This is a genomic window from Betaproteobacteria bacterium (assembly GCA_016194905.1).
In the GTDB taxonomy this organism is placed as follows: Bacteria; Pseudomonadota; Gammaproteobacteria; order Burkholderiales; family JACQAP01; genus JACQAP01.
Genome location: JACQAP010000008.1, coordinates 394,725 through 414,103 on the forward strand (window position 1 = coordinate 394,725; position 19,379 = coordinate 414,103).

The 19,379-nt window shown below is 60.7% G+C and carries 17 protein-coding genes; 15 read left to right on the forward strand and 2 right to left on the reverse strand.

Going from position 1 to position 19,379, the window contains the following annotated elements:
* The first annotated feature begins 1 nt into the window (after position 1).
* From HY067_05320 to HY067_05330, 3 genes are read left to right on the forward strand one after another with little or no spacing between them, the layout of a single operon-like run.
* Positions 2–1,816, forward strand: a complete 1,815-nt coding sequence (locus tag HY067_05320) for a branched-chain amino acid ABC transporter ATP-binding protein/permease (GenBank protein ID MBI3527371.1) — start codon at positions 2–4, stop codon at positions 1,814–1,816.
* Positions 1,809–2,519 (forward strand): ABC transporter ATP-binding protein, encoded by a 711-nt coding sequence (locus HY067_05325; GenBank protein ID MBI3527372.1) that lies wholly within the window; start codon positions 1,809–1,811, stop codon positions 2,517–2,519. The genes HY067_05320 and HY067_05325 overlap by 8 nt, the downstream gene beginning before the upstream one ends.
* A 27-nt stretch (positions 2,520–2,546) precedes the next feature.
* Positions 2,547–3,398, forward strand: coding sequence for an SDR family oxidoreductase (locus HY067_05330; protein MBI3527373.1), 852 nt, complete (start codon positions 2,547–2,549; stop codon positions 3,396–3,398).
* A 48-nt stretch (positions 3,399–3,446) separates the two neighbouring features.
* Here the strand turns inward: HY067_05330 and HY067_05335 are convergent, their stop codons facing one another.
* Positions 3,447–4,001: an Lrp/AsnC family transcriptional regulator gene (locus tag HY067_05335; protein MBI3527374.1), complete on the reverse strand. Its 555-nt coding sequence runs from the start codon at positions 3,999–4,001 to the stop codon at positions 3,447–3,449.
* Positions 4,002–4,146: 145 nt separating this feature from the next.
* Between HY067_05335 and hppD the strand changes: the two genes are divergently transcribed.
* From hppD to HY067_05370, 7 genes are all read left to right on the forward strand, one after another.
* Positions 4,147–5,214: a 4-hydroxyphenylpyruvate dioxygenase gene (gene hppD, locus HY067_05340; protein ID MBI3527375.1), complete on the forward strand. Its 1,068-nt coding sequence runs from the start codon at positions 4,147–4,149 to the stop codon at positions 5,212–5,214.
* Between the two features lie 4 nt (positions 5,215–5,218).
* Positions 5,219–6,514, forward strand: coding sequence for a homogentisate 1,2-dioxygenase (locus tag HY067_05345; protein ID MBI3527376.1), 1,296 nt, complete (start codon positions 5,219–5,221; stop codon positions 6,512–6,514).
* On the forward strand, positions 6,511–7,788 hold the full coding sequence (gene fahA, locus HY067_05350) for a fumarylacetoacetase (GenBank protein ID MBI3527377.1): 1,278 nt from the start codon (positions 6,511–6,513) through the stop codon (positions 7,786–7,788). The genes HY067_05345 and fahA overlap by 4 nt, the downstream gene beginning before the upstream one ends.
* 102 nt (positions 7,789–7,890) lie before the next feature.
* Positions 7,891–9,483 (forward strand): MFS transporter, encoded by a 1,593-nt coding sequence (locus HY067_05355; protein MBI3527378.1) that lies wholly within the window; start codon positions 7,891–7,893, stop codon positions 9,481–9,483.
* Positions 9,484–9,603: 120 nt separating this feature from the next.
* Positions 9,604–10,350, forward strand: coding sequence for a fused MFS/spermidine synthase (locus tag HY067_05360; protein ID MBI3527379.1), 747 nt, complete (start codon positions 9,604–9,606; stop codon positions 10,348–10,350).
* A gap of 270 nt (positions 10,351–10,620) precedes the next feature.
* On the forward strand, positions 10,621–11,049 hold the full coding sequence (locus HY067_05365; protein MBI3527380.1) for a YeeE/YedE family protein: 429 nt from the start codon (positions 10,621–10,623) through the stop codon (positions 11,047–11,049).
* The gene (locus HY067_05370) at positions 11,049–11,501 is read left to right on the forward strand and encodes a YeeE/YedE family protein (protein ID MBI3527381.1); all 453 of its coding nucleotides are present in this window, start codon (positions 11,049–11,051) and stop codon (positions 11,499–11,501) included. Before HY067_05365 ends, HY067_05370 begins: the two co-directional genes overlap by 1 nt.
* Before the next feature lie 204 nt (positions 11,502–11,705).
* Here HY067_05370 and HY067_05375 read toward each other — a convergent pair whose 3' ends face one another.
* Entirely contained in the window at positions 11,706–13,520 is a 1,815-nt protein-coding gene (locus HY067_05375) for a M61 family metallopeptidase (protein MBI3527382.1), read from the reverse strand.
* 236 nt (positions 13,521–13,756) lie between these two features.
* Here HY067_05375 and HY067_05380 point away from each other — a divergent pair, with 236 nt between their 5' ends.
* From HY067_05380 to HY067_05400, 5 genes are all read left to right on the forward strand, one after another.
* Positions 13,757–14,977: a DUF2235 domain-containing protein gene (locus tag HY067_05380; GenBank protein MBI3527383.1), complete on the forward strand. Its 1,221-nt coding sequence runs from the start codon at positions 13,757–13,759 to the stop codon at positions 14,975–14,977.
* A gap of 13 nt (positions 14,978–14,990) precedes the next feature.
* The gene (locus HY067_05385; GenBank protein MBI3527384.1) at positions 14,991–15,998 is read left to right on the forward strand and encodes a hypothetical protein; all 1,008 of its coding nucleotides are present in this window, start codon (positions 14,991–14,993) and stop codon (positions 15,996–15,998) included.
* 242 nt (positions 15,999–16,240) lie between these two features.
* Complete coding sequence (locus HY067_05390) at positions 16,241–16,741, forward strand: metallophosphoesterase family protein (GenBank protein ID MBI3527385.1); 501 nt, start codon at positions 16,241–16,243, stop codon at positions 16,739–16,741.
* A gap of 27 nt (positions 16,742–16,768) precedes the next feature.
* Positions 16,769–17,176: a DUF393 domain-containing protein gene (locus tag HY067_05395; GenBank protein ID MBI3527386.1), complete on the forward strand. Its 408-nt coding sequence runs from the start codon at positions 16,769–16,771 to the stop codon at positions 17,174–17,176.
* Between the two features lie 203 nt (positions 17,177–17,379).
* The gene (locus HY067_05400) at positions 17,380–18,861 is read left to right on the forward strand and encodes a Fic family protein (protein ID MBI3527387.1); all 1,482 of its coding nucleotides are present in this window, start codon (positions 17,380–17,382) and stop codon (positions 18,859–18,861) included.
* The last annotated feature ends 518 nt before the right edge of the window (positions 18,862–19,379 follow it).

Consider the following 19,379-nt stretch of genomic DNA (forward strand, 5'->3'; position numbering starts at 1 on the left):
GATGCGGCTGCCGATCTTCGCGTTTGCCGGCCCGAAGCACTATGTGCTTACGGCCGCCGCCATTGCGGCGATCGTCCTGTTGCCGATCGTGCTGAACGATCCGTTTTTCATCCTGGTCCTGCAGTCCCTCGGGTTTCTCTTCATCGTGGCGCTCGGGCTCGACATCCTGGTTGGCTGGACCGGCCAGATATCGCTCGGGCATGCCGGCCTTTACGCGGTGGGTGCCTACACGACCGCGCTGCTTGCCACAAAGCTCGCTGTGCCGTTCTGGATCAGCGCGCCGCTCGGCGTCGCGCTTGCAGGGATCTTCGGCGCGCTGCTGGCGCTGCCGTCGCTGCGCGCCAAGGGCCCGTACCTCGCGGTCGTGACGATCGCCTTCGGCTTCATGGCCGAGGTGACGGCGAACCGCTGGAGCCTGACCGGCGGTCCGATGGGAATCATGTCCATCCCCGCGCCCACGCTGCCCAACGGCAGGGAGATGACCGCGACCGAATACTTCTGGCTGCTCGGCGCCGTGGCGCTCGTCTGCCAGTTGTTGGCCATGAACCTGCTCCGTTCGCGGATCGGGCGCACGCTGCGCGCCGTGCAGGGCAGCGAAGTTGCCGCCGAATCCGTCGGCATCAGCGTGTACCGGTACAAGGTCATGGCCTTCGTACTGAGTTCGGTCTGCGCGGGCATCGGCGGCGTTTTCTTCGCCCACCAGAACGGCTTCATCAACAGCGATTCCTTCGTGTTCGCCTTTTCCGTCTCGCTGCTGGCCTCGGTGCTGATGGGCGGCAGCGGCACCGCATTCGGCCCGCTCGTGGGAAGCCTCATCCTCAATCTCGTCCCGACTGTCTTCGCGACGCTGCGGGAATATCAGCTCTACGTGTACGGCACGATCATCCTGGTGACCATCGTGTTCCTGCCGAAAGGCATTGTCGGCAGCCTGCGGCAATTGGCCTTTCTGAAGCGCTTCGCGGCGGCGCCCGAGCAGATCGTCCCGGATCGCACCCCACTCGACATTGCGCGGCCGCGAACGCGGGAAGCGCCGCTGCTGGCGGTAAGAGGATTGACCAAAAGCTTCGGTGGTATTCGCGCCTTGAACGAAGTCGATCTCCTGATCATGCCGGGCACGGTGCACGGCCTGATCGGTCCCAACGGCTCGGGAAAGAGCACGCTGGTCAACGTGGTCACCGGGCTGTATCGGCCCAGCGCCGGACGCATCGAGTTCGATGGCGCGGCGATCGAAAGGCTCGCCCCGCATCGCATGGCGCGAATCGGCATGACCCGCACCTTCCAGACCATTCGGTTGTTTACCGAATTGACCGTTCTGGAAAACGTCATGGTCGGATTTCATCTGCAGCTCAAGGCCGGCTTCTGGGCCCATCTGCTGCAAACGCGCGGCGCCATCGAGGAGGAAGACGCTTGCCGGCGCAAGGCGGCGGGACTCCTGGAATTCGTTGGCCTGTCGGATCGGGCACATGACCAGGCGAGCAAGCTTTCCTATGGGCAGCAGCGCCTGCTGGAGATCGCGCGCGCCCTCGCGGTGCGGCCGCTGCTGCTGATGCTCGACGAGCCGGCCGCGGGCGTCAACCCGACCGAGCTGCAGCAGCTCGCGCGACTTATCGGCAGGATCAAGGATGCCGGCGTCACGCTGCTCGTCATCGAGCATCACATGGAGCTGATCATGGGGGTGTCCGACGTGATCTCGGTGCTCGACTTCGGAGAGAAGATAGCGGAAGGCAGCGGGGTGCAGATGCAACGCGACCCGAAGGTCATCGAAGCCTATCTGGGCACGACCGTCGGGACCGATGCGGTGGCGGCCGATGCTTAGCATTCGCGGCTTGTCCGTGACCTATGGCCATGTGGAGGCGCTGCGAGGCATCGACCTCGAGGCGCGCAGCGGCGAGGTCACGGCGATCATCGGCTCGAACGGAGCCGGCAAGACGTCGACGCTGATGGCGATCTCGGGGCTTGCGCCGATCACCGGCGGCGGCATCTTTCTGGCCGGCCGGAAGATATCGGGACTTGCGCCTCATGCAATTACCAGGCTGGGCATCGCCCACATCCTGGAAGGCCGTCAGATCTTTGCGGATCAGACCGTCGAGGACAATCTGCTGTTAGGCGCGTACATCAGATTGCCCGGGCAGCGCGATCGCGTCAGGGAGATCGTGGAGCGCGAGCTCGACCGGTTTCCCGTCCTGCGCACCCGCCGGATGCAACTTGCGGGCACGCTTTCCGGCGGCGAGCAGCAGATGCTTGCCATTTCGCGCGGTCTGATGCTCGAGCCGAAGCTTATCTTGATGGATGAACCGTCCATGGGCCTCGCGCCGTTGATCATCCAGAACATTGCCCAAACCATCCGCGGTTTGAAGAACGAGGGCGCCACGATCGTGCTGGTGGAACAGATGGCCTCGGTCGCGCTGGATCTCGCCGATCATGCTTACGTGCTCGAAAACGGTCGCGTCAAGCTCTGCGGCACCGGTGCGGAACTGGCACGCAATGCCGAGGTGAGAAAGGCATACCTCGGCGGTTGATTTTCTCCATTACGGGGGAGGCGGCAGATGAGCGGACGCTTGCAAGGAAAAACGGCCCTCGTGACGGGGGCGGCGGGCGGCTTCGGGATCGTGCTGGTGCGGGCGCTCCTCGCCCAAGGCGCAAATGTGATGGCGCTCGACGTCAATCGCGGCGGGCTCCGTGCGCTGCAGGACAGCCTGCCCGACGAAGCCAGGAGACGCTTCGCGGTGCAGGTTGCGGACATCGCCGATTACGCGGCCTGCGAGGATGCCGTGGCCAACACCCTCGACAAGCTTGCCGGCCTGCACATTCTGATCAATAACGGCGCGTTGGGCATGAGCATCATCCGCCCGGATCACATGGTCAGACTCGTTGATATTCGCGAGATCGCGCCCGAGATGTGGCAGCGTTTCGTGGCCGTGAATTTCTCGGGCGCGTGGAACATGACGCGGGCGGCGATCGGGCACCTGCTGGACCAGCGCTGGGGCCGGATCATCAACGTCACCACCAGCTTCTTCACGATGCTGCGTGGCGGATTCCAGCCCTATGGTCCTTGCAAGGCCGGCGTCGAGGCAATGAGCGCCGCGCACGCCAAGGAATTCGAAGGCAGTGGCGTAACGGTCAACGTGGTGGTTCCCGGCGGGCCGGCCGACACGCCCATGGTGCCGGCGGAATCGGGATTCGAGCGCGAGAACCTGATCCCGCCCGCGGTCATGGCGCCGCCGATCGTATGGCTGTGTTCCGATACCGCGAATCGAATCAACGGCAATCGCTACGTCGCAGCGCAGTGGAATGCGAACATCGATCCCGAGAAAGCGGAGCGTCAATGCCGTGCGCCGATTGCCTGGGAGGAACTGGCACAAAGCCCGGTATGGCCCGACGGCAAGCCCCCGGCGTAACGAGCGCGGCCGAAAGAATGGCGATCTGATTCTTTAAATCAACTCGCCCTAAGACACTTCCTGATTGACGCGCTCCACCAAACGAACCAGACGTGATGGACCCTGCCGGCGACCGATCTGGCTTAGCGGCAATTGCGTAGTCGATTTGATGCGATCGAGAACGATATTGGAACGAACATGGGCCACGCCGCGCAGCCGGATCAACTTCTTCAGTACCGACTCCGAGAATTCAGTAAGGCTGGGCGCGACGATGTGCAATATATAGTCGGACTCTCCCGTTACCGCGTAACAGTCGAGTACCTCGGGAAAGGCGGCGACATCACGCTCGAACCCCAGACCTTCCTCACCGCCGTGCCGCGCGAGAGTGACATAGGTAAAGGCGCGCACGTGAAGTCCGACGAGGGTGGGATCGAGCAGGACGACATGCTGTTGGATAAATCCCGCTGATTCGAGTCGCTGGACGCGCCGGCTGACCTGCGACGCGGACAGGTGCACCTGGACACCCAGCTCCTGGTTTGTCGCTTGGGCGTTTTTCTGCAAGGCGTCCAGCAACCGGACATCGAAGCGGTCCAGCAACAAATCGTCGTTCGAATCGGAATCCATGCGTTTATTGTGCACTACAACTGCTTTTGGGGCTATGGAACGAACACAAATTGCCCATTGATACGTTCATAATTTGCATCCGGCAATAGCCTCCAGGCAGGAGCATCCAGTGCAGATCAAGACTCCCTCCGCATGGGAAAACCCCATGGGCACCGACGGTTTCGAGTTCATCGAATATGCCGCGCCCGATCCGGCCGCCATGGCCGCGGTGTTCGAACGCATGGGTTTCAAGCCCATCGCCAGGCACCGCCACAAAAACGTCACGCTCTATCGCCAGGGCGAAATAAATTTCATACTGAATGCCGAGCCCGATTCGTTCGCGCAGCGTTTCGCGCGCCTTCATGGACCCAGCGTGTGCGCGATCGCCTTCCGGGTGCAGGATGCCAGGGCAGCGTATCAGCGCGCGGTGTCGCTTGGTGCCTGGGGTTACGCCGGCCAGGCAGGCCCGGGCGAGCTGAATATTCCAGCCATCAAGGGCATCGGCGACTCGCTGATCTACCTGGTGGACCGCTGGCGCGGAAAGGACGGCGCAAAAGATGGGGACATCGCAAACATCGGCTTCTTCGATGTCGACTTCGTGCCGCTGCCCGGAGCTGAGTTGAACCCCTTTGGCAACGGCCTGCAGTATATCGACCACCTCACGCACAATGTGCATCGCGGCCGCATGGCCGAGTGGGTGGAGTTCTACGAACGCCTTTTCAACTTCAGGGAGATCCGCTATTTCGACATCGAGGGCCAGGTGACCGGCGTCAAAAGCAAGGCGCTGACGAGTCCGTGCGGCAAGATTCGCATCCCGATCAACGAAGAGGGCAATCAAACGGCGGGACAGATCACGGAGTATCTGGAGCGATACCGGGGCGAGGGCATCCAGCACATCGCCATGGGGTCGGGCGATCTTCTCAATACAGTGGATGCGTTGCGTGCCAGCGGTGTGCAGTTGCTCGATACGATCGACACGTACTACGAGCTTCTCGACAAGCGCATCCCGGGTCATGGCGAGGACGTCGCGGCGCTGAAGGCGCGCAAGATCCTGCTGGACGGGAAGCCCGGCGAACTGCTGCTGCAGATCTTCAGCGAGAATCAGCTCGGTCCGATTTTCTTCGAGTTCATCCAGCGCAAGGGCGACCAGGGATTCGGCGAAGGCAACTTCAAGGCCTTGTTCGAGAGCATGGAGCTCGATCAGATGCGTCGCGGCGTGCTGAAGACGGAGTAACTCAATGGACGCCGCGTATCTTTCGGGCTTCGGCAACGAGTTCGCCACCGAGGCGCTGCCGGATGCACTGCCGGTGGGCCGCAATTCGCCTCAGCGCTGTCCGTATGGGTTGTACGCCGAGCAACTGTCGGGCAGCGCCTTTACCGCATTGCGCGGCGACAATCGCCGTTCGTGGCTCTATCGTATTCGCCCGTCGGCGATGCACAAGCCGTTCGAGCGCATCGATGCCGGTTCGATTACCAGCGACTTCAGTGCGCTGCCCACCTCGCCCAACCAGTTGCGCTGGAACCCGATGCCGATGCCTTCCACGGCGACGGACTTCGTCGAGGGAATGGTTACGATGGCGGGCACCGGCGATCCGCATGCGCAAAGCGGCGCGGGCGTGCACCTGTATGCAGCCAACCGGTCGATGACCCGCCGGGCGTTCTACAACGCCGACGGCGAGCTGCTGATCGTGCCGCAGCAGGGCAGGCTTCGCTTCGTCACCGAGCTTGGCGTAATTGAAGCCGAGCCGCAGGAGATCGTCGTGATCCCGCGCGGCGTGCGCTTTCGCGTCGAGTTGACCGACGGCGAGGCACGCGGCTACATCTGCGAGAACTTCGGCGCCAATTTCCGCCTGCCCGACCGCGGTCCGCTGGGTTCGAACGGCCTGGCCAACCCGCGCGACTTCCTGACGCCGGTCGCGTCCTATGAAGACATCGATGGTCCATACGAACTGGTCGCAAAATTCATGGGCAACTTGTGGTCCGCGCAGATGGATCACTCGCCGATCGACGTCGTCGCCTGGCACGGCAACTACGCGCCCTACAAATATGACCTGCGGCGGTTCAACGCCATCGGATCGATCAGCTATGACCATCCGGATCCGTCTATCTTCCTCGTGCTGCATTCGCCCTCGGACACGCCGGGCGTCAGCACAATCGACTTCGTGATTTTTCCGCCCCGTATTCTCGCGATGCAGGACACGTTCCGCCCACCTTGGTTTCACCGCAACATCGCCAGTGAGTTCATGGGGCTGATCCATGGAACCTACGACGCCAAGGCCGAAGGCTTTTTGCCGGGCGGAGCGAGTCTGCACAACAGCATGAGCGGGCATGGGCCGGACGCCGACACGTTCGAAAAGGCGAGCCGCGCCGATCTCTCGAAGCCGGATGTCATCCGCGACACGATGGCCTTCATGTTCGAGACGCGATGTGCGCTGCGCCCGACGCGCTACGCGCTCGAATCGGGCCAATTGCAGAGCGACTACTTCCGCTGCTGGCAGGGCCTGAAGCGCCATTTCGATCCGGGCCGGCGATGAGTGCGTCGCTCAATCACACGCATGACCCGGCGGTGACGAGTTGGGTCGCATCGGCCAACGATCCCGCCGCCGATTTCCCGATTCAGAACCTGCCATTCGGCAGGTTTCGCTGCAATGGCGAGAGCGATTGGCGCATCGGCGTCGCGATCGGCGATCAGGTGCTCGACCTGCAGCGCGCCGGAATCGTCCAGAGCAACGACATGAACCAGTTCATGGCGCTCGGCCGTGCGGCTTGTCGGGCGGCGCGATTTGCGCTGTTCGATGGATTGCGCATCGGAGCCGCGCAACGCGGCACCTGGCAGTCCCATCTACTGCCGCAATCGGCGGCGGAAATGGGGCTACCCTGCCACATCGGCGACTACACGGATTTCTACACCAGCCTGCACCACGCCATGACGGTGGGCAGGCAATTCCGCCCTGATAATCCGCTGCTGCCCAACTATAAATGGGTGCCGATCGGCTATCACGGCCGCGCATCGTCGATCGGCGTCAGCGGACAGGCGTTTCAACGTCCGATCGGCCAGACCAGGACTGCGGAGGCGGAAAAACCGGATTTCGGTCCGTCCCGCCGGCTGGATTTCGAATTGGAGTTGGGCACGTTTATCGCCGTGCCGAATCAGCTCGGGCAAACGGTGCCCATCACCGAGGCGGAGGAGCGCGTGTTTGGCCTCGCGCTATTCAACGACTGGAGTGCCCGCGATATCCAGGCCTGGGAGTACCAGCCGCTGGGGCCTTTTCTTGCCAAGAACTTTGCGAGCACCCTGTCGCCATGGATCATCACGATGGACGCATTGCGGCCGTTCCGCAGCCCGTTCACGCGGCCCCAAGGCGATCCGGACCCGTTGCCTTATCTCGATTCTCCCGCGAACCGCGCCGCCGGCGCCATCGACATCCGGCTGGAAGCCTGGCTGCAGACAGAGAAGATGCGAAAAAAAGGACAGGCGGGCGAACGGCTGATGCAATCCAACTTCAATGATGCGTACTGGACTGTCGCGCAACTGGTGGCGCACCACACCGTGAACGGCTGCAATCTTCAAAGCGGCGACTTGCTTGGCTCCGGCACGATGTCCGGGCCGCAGCCCGGGCAGGGTGGCTCCATGCTCGAACTCAATGAGGGCGGGAAGCGACCGTTGCGACTCGCAAACGGCGAGACTCGAACCTGGCTCGAAGACGGCGACTCGGTGACCCTGCGCGGCTTCTGCCAGCGCGATGGATTCCGGCGCATCGGCTTCGGCGAGTGCACGGGCACGGTACTGCGTTCGCGCGTCGTATAAAGAATCTTCACCCAACACAGCAGCTTCAGCGCCTGTACCACGCGACCGCAGATTGTTTCTCGAGCGTCGTGAACCAGCCAGGCATCCCGGGTACTAAATGAAATGACCCAGATCGGGAAACCCCCTTGCGACGACGCACTCATACAGCACGGAGATGCGGCGATGCCGTGTGCGCCATCGGTCAAACGCTGGGTGCTTGCCGCGACGATCATCGGTTCGAGCATGGCGTTCGTCGACGGCACCATTGTGAATGTCGCGCTGCCGTCCATCCAGCACGATCTGCGCGCCACTGCGTCTGAAGTGCAATGGGTGGTCGAATCGTACGCCTTGTTCCTGGCGTCGTTGTTGCTGGTGGGCGGCGCGCTCGGCGACCATTTCGGACGGCGCAGGATCTTCATGATCGGAGTCGCGATCTTCGCTGCAGCCTCGGTCGGCTGCGCGCTGTCCCGCGATGTGCACATGCTGATTCTGGCACGAGGACTGCAGGGCATCGGCGGGGCCTTGCTGGTGCCAGGCAGCCTGGCGCTAATCAGTGCGTCTTTCCCGGAACAGGAGCGCGGCCGGGCGATCGGCACCTGGTCCGGCTTCAGCGGCATCACAGCGGCAGTAGGTCCCATCGTCGGGGGACTCCTGGTGGATCATTATTCCTGGGAGTGGGCGTTTCTTATCAACATTCCGCTGGCCATTGTCGTGCTGGTTATCGGCTGGCGACATCTTCCCGAAAGCCGCAGCATCGCCGCCCGTGCGCTCGACGGCTGGGGTTCGTTGTTGGCCATCGTCGGTCTCGGCGGAATCGTCTATGCATTCATCGAAGCGCCTAACCGGCACTGGGGCTCCGCTGCCGTATTCACGGCGCTGCTGACCGGTTGCGCGGCAATGGCGCTATTCGCGTTGGTGGAGCGGCGCGTTCGCTCGCCCATGGTTCCGCTGGCCTTGTTTCGAATTCGCAACTTTGCCGGCGCCAATTTGCTGACGCTGTGGCTGTATGCGGCGTTGGGCGGTGGCCTTTTCTTCTTTCCGTTGAATCTGATCCAGGTCCAGGGGTATTCGGCTACTGCGGCGGGCGCGGCGCTGCTGCCGTTCATCCTCATCATGTTCGTCCTCTCGCGTTGGGCTGGACGGTTGATCGATCGCGTCGGGTCCAAGCTGCCGCTCGTGGCGGGACCCGCGATTGCCGCCGGCGGTTTCGCGCTGTTCGCGTTGCCCGGAATCGGCAGCGACTATTGGCGGACTTTCTTCCCCGCCGTCATCGTATTGGGTCTCGGCATGGCGGTCACCGTGGCGCCGCTGACCACGACGGTCATGAACGCAATCGGTGCAGATCGGGCAGGCATCGCGTCCGGCGTGAATAACGCCGTTTCCAGGACGGCGGCGCTACTGGCGATCGCCGTCTTCGGCATGGTCATGGCCTGGGTGTTCGAGTCCAGCCTGAACGGGAAGCTCCAATCGATGGATGATTCCCGCGAAGTCGTGCTGTTCCTCGAGGGCGAACGGGACAAGCTTGCCGGGGTTGTCCTTCCGTCCAACGTCAGCGAAACGAGCGCGGCAACGATCAAGCTCGCGGTGGGCGAGTCCTTCGTGGCCGGCTTCCGCTGGATCATGCTGCTGAGCGCCGGCCTGTCGCTGATGAGCGCGCTGGGCGCGTGGATGCTGATCGACGGGAAAGGAAATCTCAACCCAACCCAGAGGACCTAATACCTACACCCAACGCTGCTGCGTTGGGTGTAGGTTTTGTTGGGTGTAAGTATTGGTTAGTATTGCGGCCTTCCGGTTTCACCCTTCACCCCTTCACTCATTCACCCTTCACGGTTTCGCATGCCTTCCATCAAGATCAGCGAGGAAGCGGGGGTCCGCTACCTGCAATTCAACTCGCACTGGATACAGGGCGCAATGCGGCTTGCGCGTCCGTGGTCGCTCGAACTCGACTACACGCGCGAAATGATGATGGCGCTGCTCATGCGCCCGGACCGGGGCTGGCCGCGCAGTGTGCTGCAGATCGGGCTCGGAGCGGCGTCGATCACCAAATTCCTCCACCGCAACCTTCCCAGGGTAAAACTCGAAGTGGTCGAGATCGACCCGGAGGTCGTCTTGAATGCATGGCAGTTCTTCAGACTGCCGGAAGAGTCCGCGCGTCTCCGGATCGAACTCGGCGACGGCTATAACTGCATGGCGACTTCGCGTCGGCGGTTCGATCTCATCCTGATCGACGGATTCGATGCCAAGGGGCGCGCGGGCAAGCTCCACACCTCGCCGTTCTATCGTTTGTGCCGGGCGAGGCTCAACGACGGCGGAATGATGGTGACCAATCTCCTTAGCCGGGGAAAGCGTGCAAAGGCGAATGCCGATTCCATCCGCAAGGCATTCGATGGTCGCGTGTTGGTGCTGCCGCCGTGCGATGCCAACACGGTGGTACTTGCGGCGGTGGGGACCCCGATTCGCATGACCTTCCACAAGCTTCGTATTTCCGCGGGGAAACTGAAGGCGGATACCGGCCTCAACCTGCTTCCCACTGTTGCTGCTGTTATCAAGGCATGCGGCGGCAGCGAAGCGTTCGCGTTATAGGCGTGCACTGGCTCCCCCTCATATCGTCCTGACAGAGCGGCTGCATGCTGGCGCGATCCCGCGTCAACCGGAAAGGCGTCGCTTCCAATCTCCAACGAATATAAAAGGAGACCTGGAGCGTGAAGTGGATATATCTTCTGCATCTATCGTAATAGCAAAAGAAACCTTCCGACGGGATCGATCGATTCCACTATTCATCCAGAGGGGATATCCTTGGCATTGACTGCGGCGTCACGATTCTGTGAGCGCATCACCTAAAGTGGAATTGATATGGAAAACTTCACACCCGTCAGCGCTCTTGTCGGCGGCGTGCTGATCGGTGGCGCTGCGACGCTGCTGCTCTGGCTTAACGGCCGCATTGCCGGCATCAGCAACATTGTGCGCGGTCTCCTCGAATGGAAGCCCGGCGATGTTCTCTGGCGCCTGTTGTTCCTGGGCGGGCTGGTGACAGGCGCCGGCGTTTTCTACGCCCTGTTTGGTCACGCACCTGCGGCGCGCCCCGACTTTCCCGCCTGGCTGTTGGGAATCGGCGGCTTGCTGGTGGGATTCGGTACTTCGCTCGGCAGCGGCTGCACCAGCGGTCACGGCGTATGCGGACTGGGCAGGCTTTCGGTGCGCTCGCTGGTCGCGACGCTGATTTTTCTCGTGACCGGCATCGTTACGACTTACGCGGTCCGTCACGTGTTCGGAGTTTTCTGATGGGCAAGCACATCAGCATCGTCGTCGCAGGGTTGATTTTCGGCCTCGGATTGGCTTTGTCCGGCATGACGCACGCGAGCAAGGTGCTGGGCTTTCTGGATGTCACCGGCGATTGGGATCCGAGCTTGTTGCTCGTGCTCGGCGGCGCGGTGGCCGTCACCGTCGTCGCGTTCCGCTTCATCCTGCGCAGGCCGGCACCGGTGCTCGAAGACAAGTTCAAGCTGCCGGTTGCCAGAGTCGTCGACGGGCCGCTGGTCGTCGGCGCCGCGATCTTCGGCATCGGCTGGGGCATCAGCGGCTACTGTCCAGGACCGGGGATCGCCTTGCTGGCGGCGCCCGGTTGGGAGACGTGGGTATTTATTTCCGCCGTGCTGGTGGGTGCGTTCCTGCACAAAGCGTCTACATCATCGCCCGGCGGCGTCGTGACGCGGCCCCGTACGACCGACGGCTAGTTCTCTCTAAGGCTCTCCACCCAACACAGAGGCACAGAGAACACGGAGAGCACAGAGAAAAGCATATGGGGTTGAGAAGGACATGAGCGACCTTTACGGCCACCGCAATCGTGACCAGTGTTGTTATTCAATTCCCCGTTATCTTTCTCTTGTTTTCCTCTGCGACCTCTGTGCTCTCTGCGCCTCTGTGTTGGGTGTAGAGGTTTAGTCAGTTCCCAGCCAGCGCTTGCGTGCGCGGGCGCCGGCTTTGTCTTCGTTGACGCTCAGCGACCATGCGTCCGGTTTCGCCGCGGACAGTGTCACATCCAGGACGTGTAGCTCGTCGCGGCGGAACGCGTGCAACGTGACGGTCTCGCCGGACCGGTAACGCGACACCTGATTTTCGAAGTTGTCCGGCGTGACGCGCAGGCCATCCATCGCAATGACGACGTCTCCGGCTGCGAGGCCGGATTTCTGCGCTGCGCCGCCGTCGAGCACATGCGTGATGCGCACGTTGCCGCCCTCGGTGCCGGTGCGCACGCCCAGCGCGACGCTGCGATCGGCGGCCTTTTCCGCACGCATCGGTTTGCGTTCGCGGCGGTCCACTTCTGAACGCTGCGGTCTCAGCGCAATGTCCACGCCGACCGTGACGAGCAGCTTCTGCAGCGGCAGATCGGCGGTCGAGCGAACTGCCTGATCGAAGAAACGCTTCAGCTTCACGCCAGTCACCTGTTCGGCGATCTTCTCGATGCCGTCCTCAGGCACGCCGATGCCTTTCATCCCGTAGCGCCCCCACAGCGCGCGCATCACGTCGTCGAGCGACTTGCGCCCGCCAGTCTGGTTGCGGATCAGCAGGTCCAGGCTCAACCCGATCAGGCCGCCCTTGCCGTAGTAGCTCACCCCGGCATTCGGCGCGTTTTCATCCGAGCGGTAGTACTTGATCCAGGCGTCGAAGCTCGATTCGGCGACGGTCTGTTTCTTGCGCCCGCTGGTGCGCAGCAGCGACGTGACGTTGCGGCCCAGCGTGTCGAGATAGGTGTTCCGCGACATCAGTCCCGATCGCACCAGCAGCAGATCGTCGTAATACGACGTGAAGCCTTCGAAGGCCCACAGCAGCGTGGTGTAGTTCTCGCGGTCCAGATCGTAAGGCGTGAAAGCGGCGGGCTTGATGCGCTTCACGTTCCAGGTGTGGAAGTACTCGTGACTGGCCAGCCCGAGAAAAGTGCGATAGCCACCGCTCGGTTTGTCCATTCCTTCGTGCGGCAAGTCGTTGCGTGCGCAGAGCAGCGCCGTGGAGGCGCGATGCTCCAGTCCACCGTAGCCGTCGCCGACCGCGGTAACCAGGAACACGTAGCGCTCCATCGGCGCCGGTTCACCGAAGAAGCGGATCTGGGTTTCGCACAGCGTCTTCAGGTCGCGTGTAAGGCGCCGCATGTCGGTGCGATGCCGGCCGGTGATGGCGATGTCGTGCTGCACGCCGCAGGCCTTGAACGTCGCCAGCGTGAAAGTGCCGATCTCGACCGGATGGTCGATCAACTCGTCGTAGCCGGCGGCTTCGTAAGTGCCGAAGGAATAGGGCTTGGCGCCTTTGCGCTTCATCGCCGTGGCGATGCGCCAGTTGCGGTACTTCGCGCCTTTCGGCGGCAGGATCTCGACTTCGACCGGCTCGTCTTCGCGCTCATCGACTTTGAGGAAAACCGATGGGCCGTTGAAGAAGGCATGCGTGGTGTCCAGATGTGCGCCGCGCACCGACAGATCCCAGGCGTAGACCTCCATCGTCACCGTCACCGGTCCGTCGAACGGTTCGACCTGCCAGGTGTTCTTGTCCAGCTTCACCATGCGCAGCAACTTGCGGCCGCTCTGTGCGCGGATGCGCACTACCTGTTTGGCGAATTCGCGGATCAGGTAGCTGCCCGGGATCCAGGTCGGCAGGGAAAACTTCTGCCCGGTCGGGTCGGGATCGGTGATCGTGCAGGAGACCTGGAATAAATGGGCTGCGGGATTGCTCGGAAAAATCGAATAACGGATCGGGATTTTCATTCTCTGTAAGGCTGGCTGCAGGGTGGAAACGCGTTTATGGCGGGGAATCGGGGATTCGTCAAGATTTCTGCTGGATTGCAAACTCGCCCCACCTGGTTCCCGGCGCAGGTGGCCATCTCCTCCTTACGCTCCTGTCCCCCTTTGGCGTATATTCTCATGGCATAGTCACCAGAGGATTTGCGTTCATATCGACACGACGGAAACGCTGGAACCACCTGCGTCAGGAGGAGACGGTAATGGCAAACAAGAAGCTGATCTTATGTTTCGACGGCACGTGGAATACGATGAAGAGCAGGACCAACGTGTCGCGTCTTTTCAGTGCCGTTGGCGATGTGCATGCAGGCTGCGCCGACCAGCTGAAATTCTATGATGAGGGCGTGGGCTCGACCTGGGGTGAAAAGCTGCGGGGCGGGGTATTGGGATGGGGGCTGGATCGCAATATCCTCCAGGGTTATTGCTGGCTTCTCAACAACTATCAGCCCGGTGAGCAGGCGCAGACGATCGTTGACGTTGGTGACAAGGACTTGGAAGTTTTCACCAAGGGCGACGAAATTTTCCTGTTCGGATTTTCCCGCGGGGCCTTCACCGCGAGAAGCCTTGGCGGGCTGCTGAACCGCGTCGGGCTGCTCAAGCCGCGGCCGGAATGGCGTGGACCCGCGACCCCCGATACCGATCTGGTCAAGGAGGCCTGGAAACTCTACTGCGAACCCACGCCACCCGGCGTTGCCGAAGGCAGGCTCTCTCCCGCCTGCAAGGAGTTTCGCCAGCAGAACTCGCATAACGTCAAAGTGAAATTCGTCGGGGTCTGGGATACGGTGGGAGCGTTGGGTATTCCCCACTTGAGTAGCGGCAGCCCGTTTGCGCGCAGCCAGTTCGAATTCCATGACGCCAAGCTGGGCCGTATCATCGAGTATGCCTACCACGCCGTTGCCATCGACGAAAACCGGGAAGACTACAACGTGGTGCTGTGGAGCCATCGGCATCCGATCGGTACCCAGGAAGTGCGGCAGAGATGGTTTCCGGGGGCGCACGCGAACGTCGGCGGTGGCTACGAAGACGATCTGCTTCCGGCAGGGCCGCTGCGCTGGCTTTCCGAAATGGCGGCCAGGCAGGGGCTGCGATTCACCCGCGACATTGTGCTTGCGGCGCAACCGCCGTGTGCCGTCGATCTTCCGAGCGCGTTCCGGCTGGACGGCAGCGAATACCTCTCACCCGTGCGCGACTCCTACAAGGAATTTCTCGACGGTGCTTACGCCCTGCTGCGAAAACTCAAGGGCGGGCGCTTCTACCGTCGCATGCTGGTTGCGGAGGATGGCGTGAACCAGGAGGTGGATGAAAGCGCACGCGCGAAGTGGAACGCGGACCTGCAGTACCGGCCGTTCAACCTGGCACAGGCGGGTCGCACCGATTCGGTGGCGTCGGCGCCGGTGCGCGATCTTTCCGTCTTGACCAGTTGAGGAGAATGCCGTCATGACACTCATGGGACTTCTGGAAGTCGGTATCGGACTTGCGTTCGTATACATGCTCTTCTGCACCTTCTGCGCGGGCGTCAATGAATGGATCGCCCAGAGCCTCGGCCGGCGCGGCGAGTTCCTGCGCATCGGTCTGCGACGGGTGCTCTCCAGCGAGGAAATCTACCTGCGGCTGCTCGGGCATCCGCTGATCGCCCCGACCTGGAAGGAGAGACCGGGAAAGGGATCGGCGCCTTCCTATCTTGCCCCTGAACAGTTCGCCAGCGCGCTGGTGGATATCGTTTGTGAGCGCGCGCAGGGATTCGTGCCGGGAAGTCAGCCGCTGGCGCGTTCATTCGCGGGCTTGCGCGAAGCGGCAGTGCGCTACAACCAGGCAGGAGAGCCGATCGGACGGGTACTGATGACCTTGCTGGATCGTGCCGACGGAAAATACGACGCCGCCCTCAAGGAAATCGAGGGTTGGTACTCCTCGAGCATGGACCGCGTGAGCGGATGGTACAGGGCGCATTCGCAGAACTGCCTGTTCTGGGTCGGCGTCGTCGCAGCGGTCCTGCTGAATGTCGACACCATAGATATCTCGATGGCGCTGTGGCGTTCGGATTCGTTGCGAAGCTCCCTGGTATCCCAAGCTACCCAGGCGGTGGAGACCGGCAAGGTCGGCGACGTGGTGCTGGCACCGGTGCTTCAGCGACCACCCACCGAGGCGGAAACCAAAGCCCTGATGACTTCGCTTCAGGGGCTCGAAAAAGCCAAACTACCCATCGGCTTTTCCTGCCTGGGTCCCGATCCATTTCATTCGAATAGCAACGTTCTTGGCCGCTGCTGGCAGGACGTGAAAGCGTCGGCGCACGGCCACTGGGGAATCAAGATCCTCGGCTGGCTGATCACGGCTCTGGCTGCGTCCCTGGGCGGGCCCTTCTGGTATGACTTTCTGAGCAAGCTGGTCAGTCTGCGCGGCGCGGGTCCCAAGCCAACGATGCCGGTCAAGGCGGCAACAGCGGCATAGCGCGGCGCGAGCGTCCTTGGGCGATGCGGACCTGGAAATGGGGACTGCCTGAATCCGGCTCCTGGATCGTGAACTCCCGGTCTCCGATCATTTACTTGTTGACCATGAGCAGTGCCAGAATAAGCGGCATTCAGGGGATTCGATTCACATCAGGCAGAGTCATGAATCTGATAAAAGTACTGCTTCTTCTGGCTGTCGCAGGCGCGGCCTAAGGAAGTTATTTCCGAGTACGAGGGCGCACGCTGAAAGTTGGTCTTATCTCCGACACTCATGGACTCCTGCGGCCCGAGGCGATCGAGTCGCTGAGGGGCAGCGACTATATCGTCCACGCGGGCGACATCGGCGACCCTGACATTCTCAGAGCGCTTGCTGAAATTGCGCCGGTCACCGCGGTGCGGGGAAACAACGACAACGGTCCCTGGGCGGCGACCATCCGCGAAACCGAAGTGCTGCAAGTAGGCGACGCGGTTATCTACGTCATTCACGACCTGGCCGAGCTGGATCTCGACCCGGCAGCGGCGGGGTTCCAGGTCGTCGTCTCGGGTCATTCGCATCAACCCAGGTCCGAGTCGCGGGATGGGGTGCTTTTCGTCAATCCGGGCAGCGCCGGCCCGCGCCGGTTCAGCCTGCCGGTTTCCGTCGGGTTCCTGGAGGTTTCGGGTGTAACGGCGACCTCACAGTTGATGGAATTGCAATTGGATGCGTCTGCTAAACGAACGCATCCCAAGTGGCGCGCCGGCTAGCTTCGTCATGCTACAAGACGGCAGGCTGTGACTCCGCGCGAAATTCTTCTGGTTTATGACAAGGAGTGCCCCCTCTGCGATGCTTACTGCCGCATGGTTCGCATTCGCGAATCGGTCGGCACGCTGCGGTTAGTCAACGCGCGTGACGCCAGTGCAGTCATGAACGAGATTACTTCGCAGGGCCTCGACATTGACCAGGGCATGGTGCTCAAAGTCGAAGACGTCTTGTACTACGGTTCGGACGCCATTCATGCCCTATCCTTGATGAGCAGCCCGTCGGGTGTATTCAATCGGGTCAACTACTGGATCTTCCGATCCAAACGCCTGTCCGGAATCCTGTATCCGGTGCTCCGTTCCTTCCGAAACCTCCTCTTGAAAACGCTGCGCAAGACCAAGATCAACAACTTGCAGTTGCGTGACAACGACAGGTTCTAGCGCGGGTCATCTGTCAAAGGGAACTTGCCGGCTGGACAGGGAGGGATGATCCAGATTTAAATAGACCTGTTATGTGCTAAAGAATGACAACCGTGTTGTCCGAATCGTTTGGACAGTTCTGTCCGCTCGTTAGATGTGGGAATGGAAATGTGCGAATGGTGCCTCAGCAACGCTTAGATTCCGAAGAGCCTTAGAGGAAAAAAATGACAAACCGTGCTTGGAAGGCAATCGAGCCAATTTCAGATCGTGATCGAGGAATTGACCTCGCTGCGATGCGGCCGCTGTATGAGACCTGGCAAGCCTCAAAGAGGCGCCTTGAGGAATCCAGCCAAACTAGTCTAAAGGATTTTACTCACCGATTGATCCGCAGATTAAGCATTGAGACTGGTATTCTGGAGCGACTCTACGATCTTGATCGGGGCACGACAGAGGCATTGGTGGCGAGTGGGTTTGTAGAGGAACTTGTCTCCCGCTCAAGTACAGATGTTGAGCCGTCACATCTTATTGACGTACTGCGAGACCAGGAGGCGGCCATTCAGCTTGTAATGGACTGCGTTGCGGGCAGTCGGGCTCTTACGAAGTCTGTCGTTCACGAACTGCATGTCATCCTTACACAGCATCAAGACACGACTGCCGCAATTGATCAATTTGGAAAACGGCATGAAATTCCCTTGCTCAAGGGAAAGTTCAAGCAGCAGCCGAACAATCCAAAGCGCCCTGATGGAACTATCCATGAATATTGCCCGCCCATTCACGTCGAAGCGGAAATGGAGAACCTGCTCGGATGGCTCTCCGATTACTCTGCGGAGGACCCAATCATCGTCGCGACGTGGCTTCATCATCGTTTCACCCAAATACATCCCTATCAAGACGGAAACGGCCGGGTAGCTCGTGTGCTTACGACGCTAGTTCTCTTGCGGGCAGAATTGCTGCCTCTCGTCATTGATCGCGATCTCCGGGGTGAATACATTAGCGCACTAGAGTCTGCTGATTTTGGTGATCTAGCTTCCCTAGCCTCGCTTTTCGCCAGACTGGAACGGGGAGCTATTCTCCAAGCTCTAAGTTTGGATGTGGATGCGGAGACATCCCACCACCGAACATTAACTTCTGCCGTAATTGAGAATCTCGCAGAGAAGTTTGGTAAACGGCGCGAAGTCAAGTTCGCGGAACTGCGGAAGGTAAATAGCATTGCAGTGTCTCTTCGCGCGCGCGCACGTAGGGCACTCGAAAATGCCTATCAACAACTCAAGGTACCAGTCTCCGAGATAGCCGACCCGGACATACGCATTAGTGAAGGTGGAACAGATAAGGGGAACGCACACTGGTACAAATTTGAGGTTGTGAAGTCCGCGAACGAGGCTGGAAAATTCGCCAATTTCTCGGAAGAACACTATTTTGCTAAGGCGTCTATCCGGGTCGAGCGTGAGCGACTCGTCTTTGTGACATCGTTTCATCACGTTGGTCGCGAGCTCACTGGAATCATGGAGGTGACAGCTTTTGCGCAAATGGAGTCTTTCGAAGATTCGGAAGATAGAGAGTCCGTGTCGCAAGACTTTTTTCTGTGTTCCTTGGAGCCATTTGTTTTCACGTATAAAACGAAGGAGGAGGAGATATTCGAGTCCTTCTCTCGTTGGCTTGATGCAGCTCTAGCAGTGGCGATAAAGGAATACGGCGATCGCCTTTGATCGGGGAGAGGGTGCGGATCTCAGAAAGTCGGTTAAGGGTTGCGTCAAATCCAAATCAGGGTCGGATCTGCGCAAACCACTGATACGGTGAGATAACAGCATAGAATATGGGTGTCATTGGCGCTTAGCGCCCCATTTCCTGTGGCGGAAGGAGCGGTCTAAGCATGCAAGTCGAAGACCAGCCCAAACTGAGCGCAGTCTCCAACCGATGTCCCGTGACGAGCATCGGGCGCGAGTTTAATCCTTTCATCGATCCCTGTTTCGCAGAGACTTATTGGTTCGGGCTGAGAGGGCGTCCTTCGGTTGGATGCCCTTTAAGATCCTCGGTCGATATGGCCAAGCGCTATCTCGGGTGCGCATTGTTCGAAACCAATCGGGTCTGGCCTTCATGGCACTACCTTAAGCCGCAAGGAGTGCGAGGAAATAGGGTGGCTGAGAGCCTCGCGTTGTTAAGATGGTGGTGTCTGAAGTCACCGTCCATACAAGGAGGATCAGCCATGTGTGAAGATAGCAAAAAA

Bases quoted from the DNA above. Each gene is read 5' to 3' on its own strand.
- HY067_05335 (MBI3527374.1), bottom strand. From the start codon at position 4,001: ATGGATTCCGATTCGAACGACGATTTGTTGCTGGACCGCTTCGATGTC.
- HY067_05355 (MBI3527378.1), top strand. From the start codon at position 7,891: ATGACCCAGATCGGGAAACCCCCTTGCGACGACGCACTCATACAGCAC.
- HY067_05400 (MBI3527387.1), top strand. From the start codon at position 17,380: ATGACAAACCGTGCTTGGAAGGCAATCGAGCCAATTTCAGATCGTGAT.
- HY067_05365 (MBI3527380.1), top strand. From the start codon at position 10,621: ATGGAAAACTTCACACCCGTCAGCGCTCTTGTCGGCGGCGTGCTGATC.
- HY067_05330 (MBI3527373.1), top strand. From the start codon at position 2,547: ATGAGCGGACGCTTGCAAGGAAAAACGGCCCTCGTGACGGGGGCGGCG.
- HY067_05360 (MBI3527379.1), top strand. From the start codon at position 9,604: ATGCCTTCCATCAAGATCAGCGAGGAAGCGGGGGTCCGCTACCTGCAA.
- HY067_05345 (MBI3527376.1), top strand. From the start codon at position 5,219: ATGGACGCCGCGTATCTTTCGGGCTTCGGCAACGAGTTCGCCACCGAG.
- HY067_05370 (MBI3527381.1), top strand. From the start codon at position 11,049: ATGGGCAAGCACATCAGCATCGTCGTCGCAGGGTTGATTTTCGGCCTC.
- HY067_05385 (MBI3527384.1), top strand. From the start codon at position 14,991: ATGACACTCATGGGACTTCTGGAAGTCGGTATCGGACTTGCGTTCGTA.
- HY067_05320 (MBI3527371.1), top strand. From the start codon at position 2: ATGCGGCTGCCGATCTTCGCGTTTGCCGGCCCGAAGCACTATGTGCTT.
- HY067_05325 (MBI3527372.1), top strand. From the start codon at position 1,809: ATGCTTAGCATTCGCGGCTTGTCCGTGACCTATGGCCATGTGGAGGCG.
- HY067_05375 (MBI3527382.1), bottom strand. From the start codon at position 13,520: ATGAAAATCCCGATCCGTTATTCGATTTTTCCGAGCAATCCCGCAGCC.
- fahA (MBI3527377.1), top strand. From the start codon at position 6,511: ATGAGTGCGTCGCTCAATCACACGCATGACCCGGCGGTGACGAGTTGG.
- hppD (MBI3527375.1), top strand. From the start codon at position 4,147: ATGGGCACCGACGGTTTCGAGTTCATCGAATATGCCGCGCCCGATCCG.
- HY067_05380 (MBI3527383.1), top strand. From the start codon at position 13,757: ATGGCAAACAAGAAGCTGATCTTATGTTTCGACGGCACGTGGAATACG.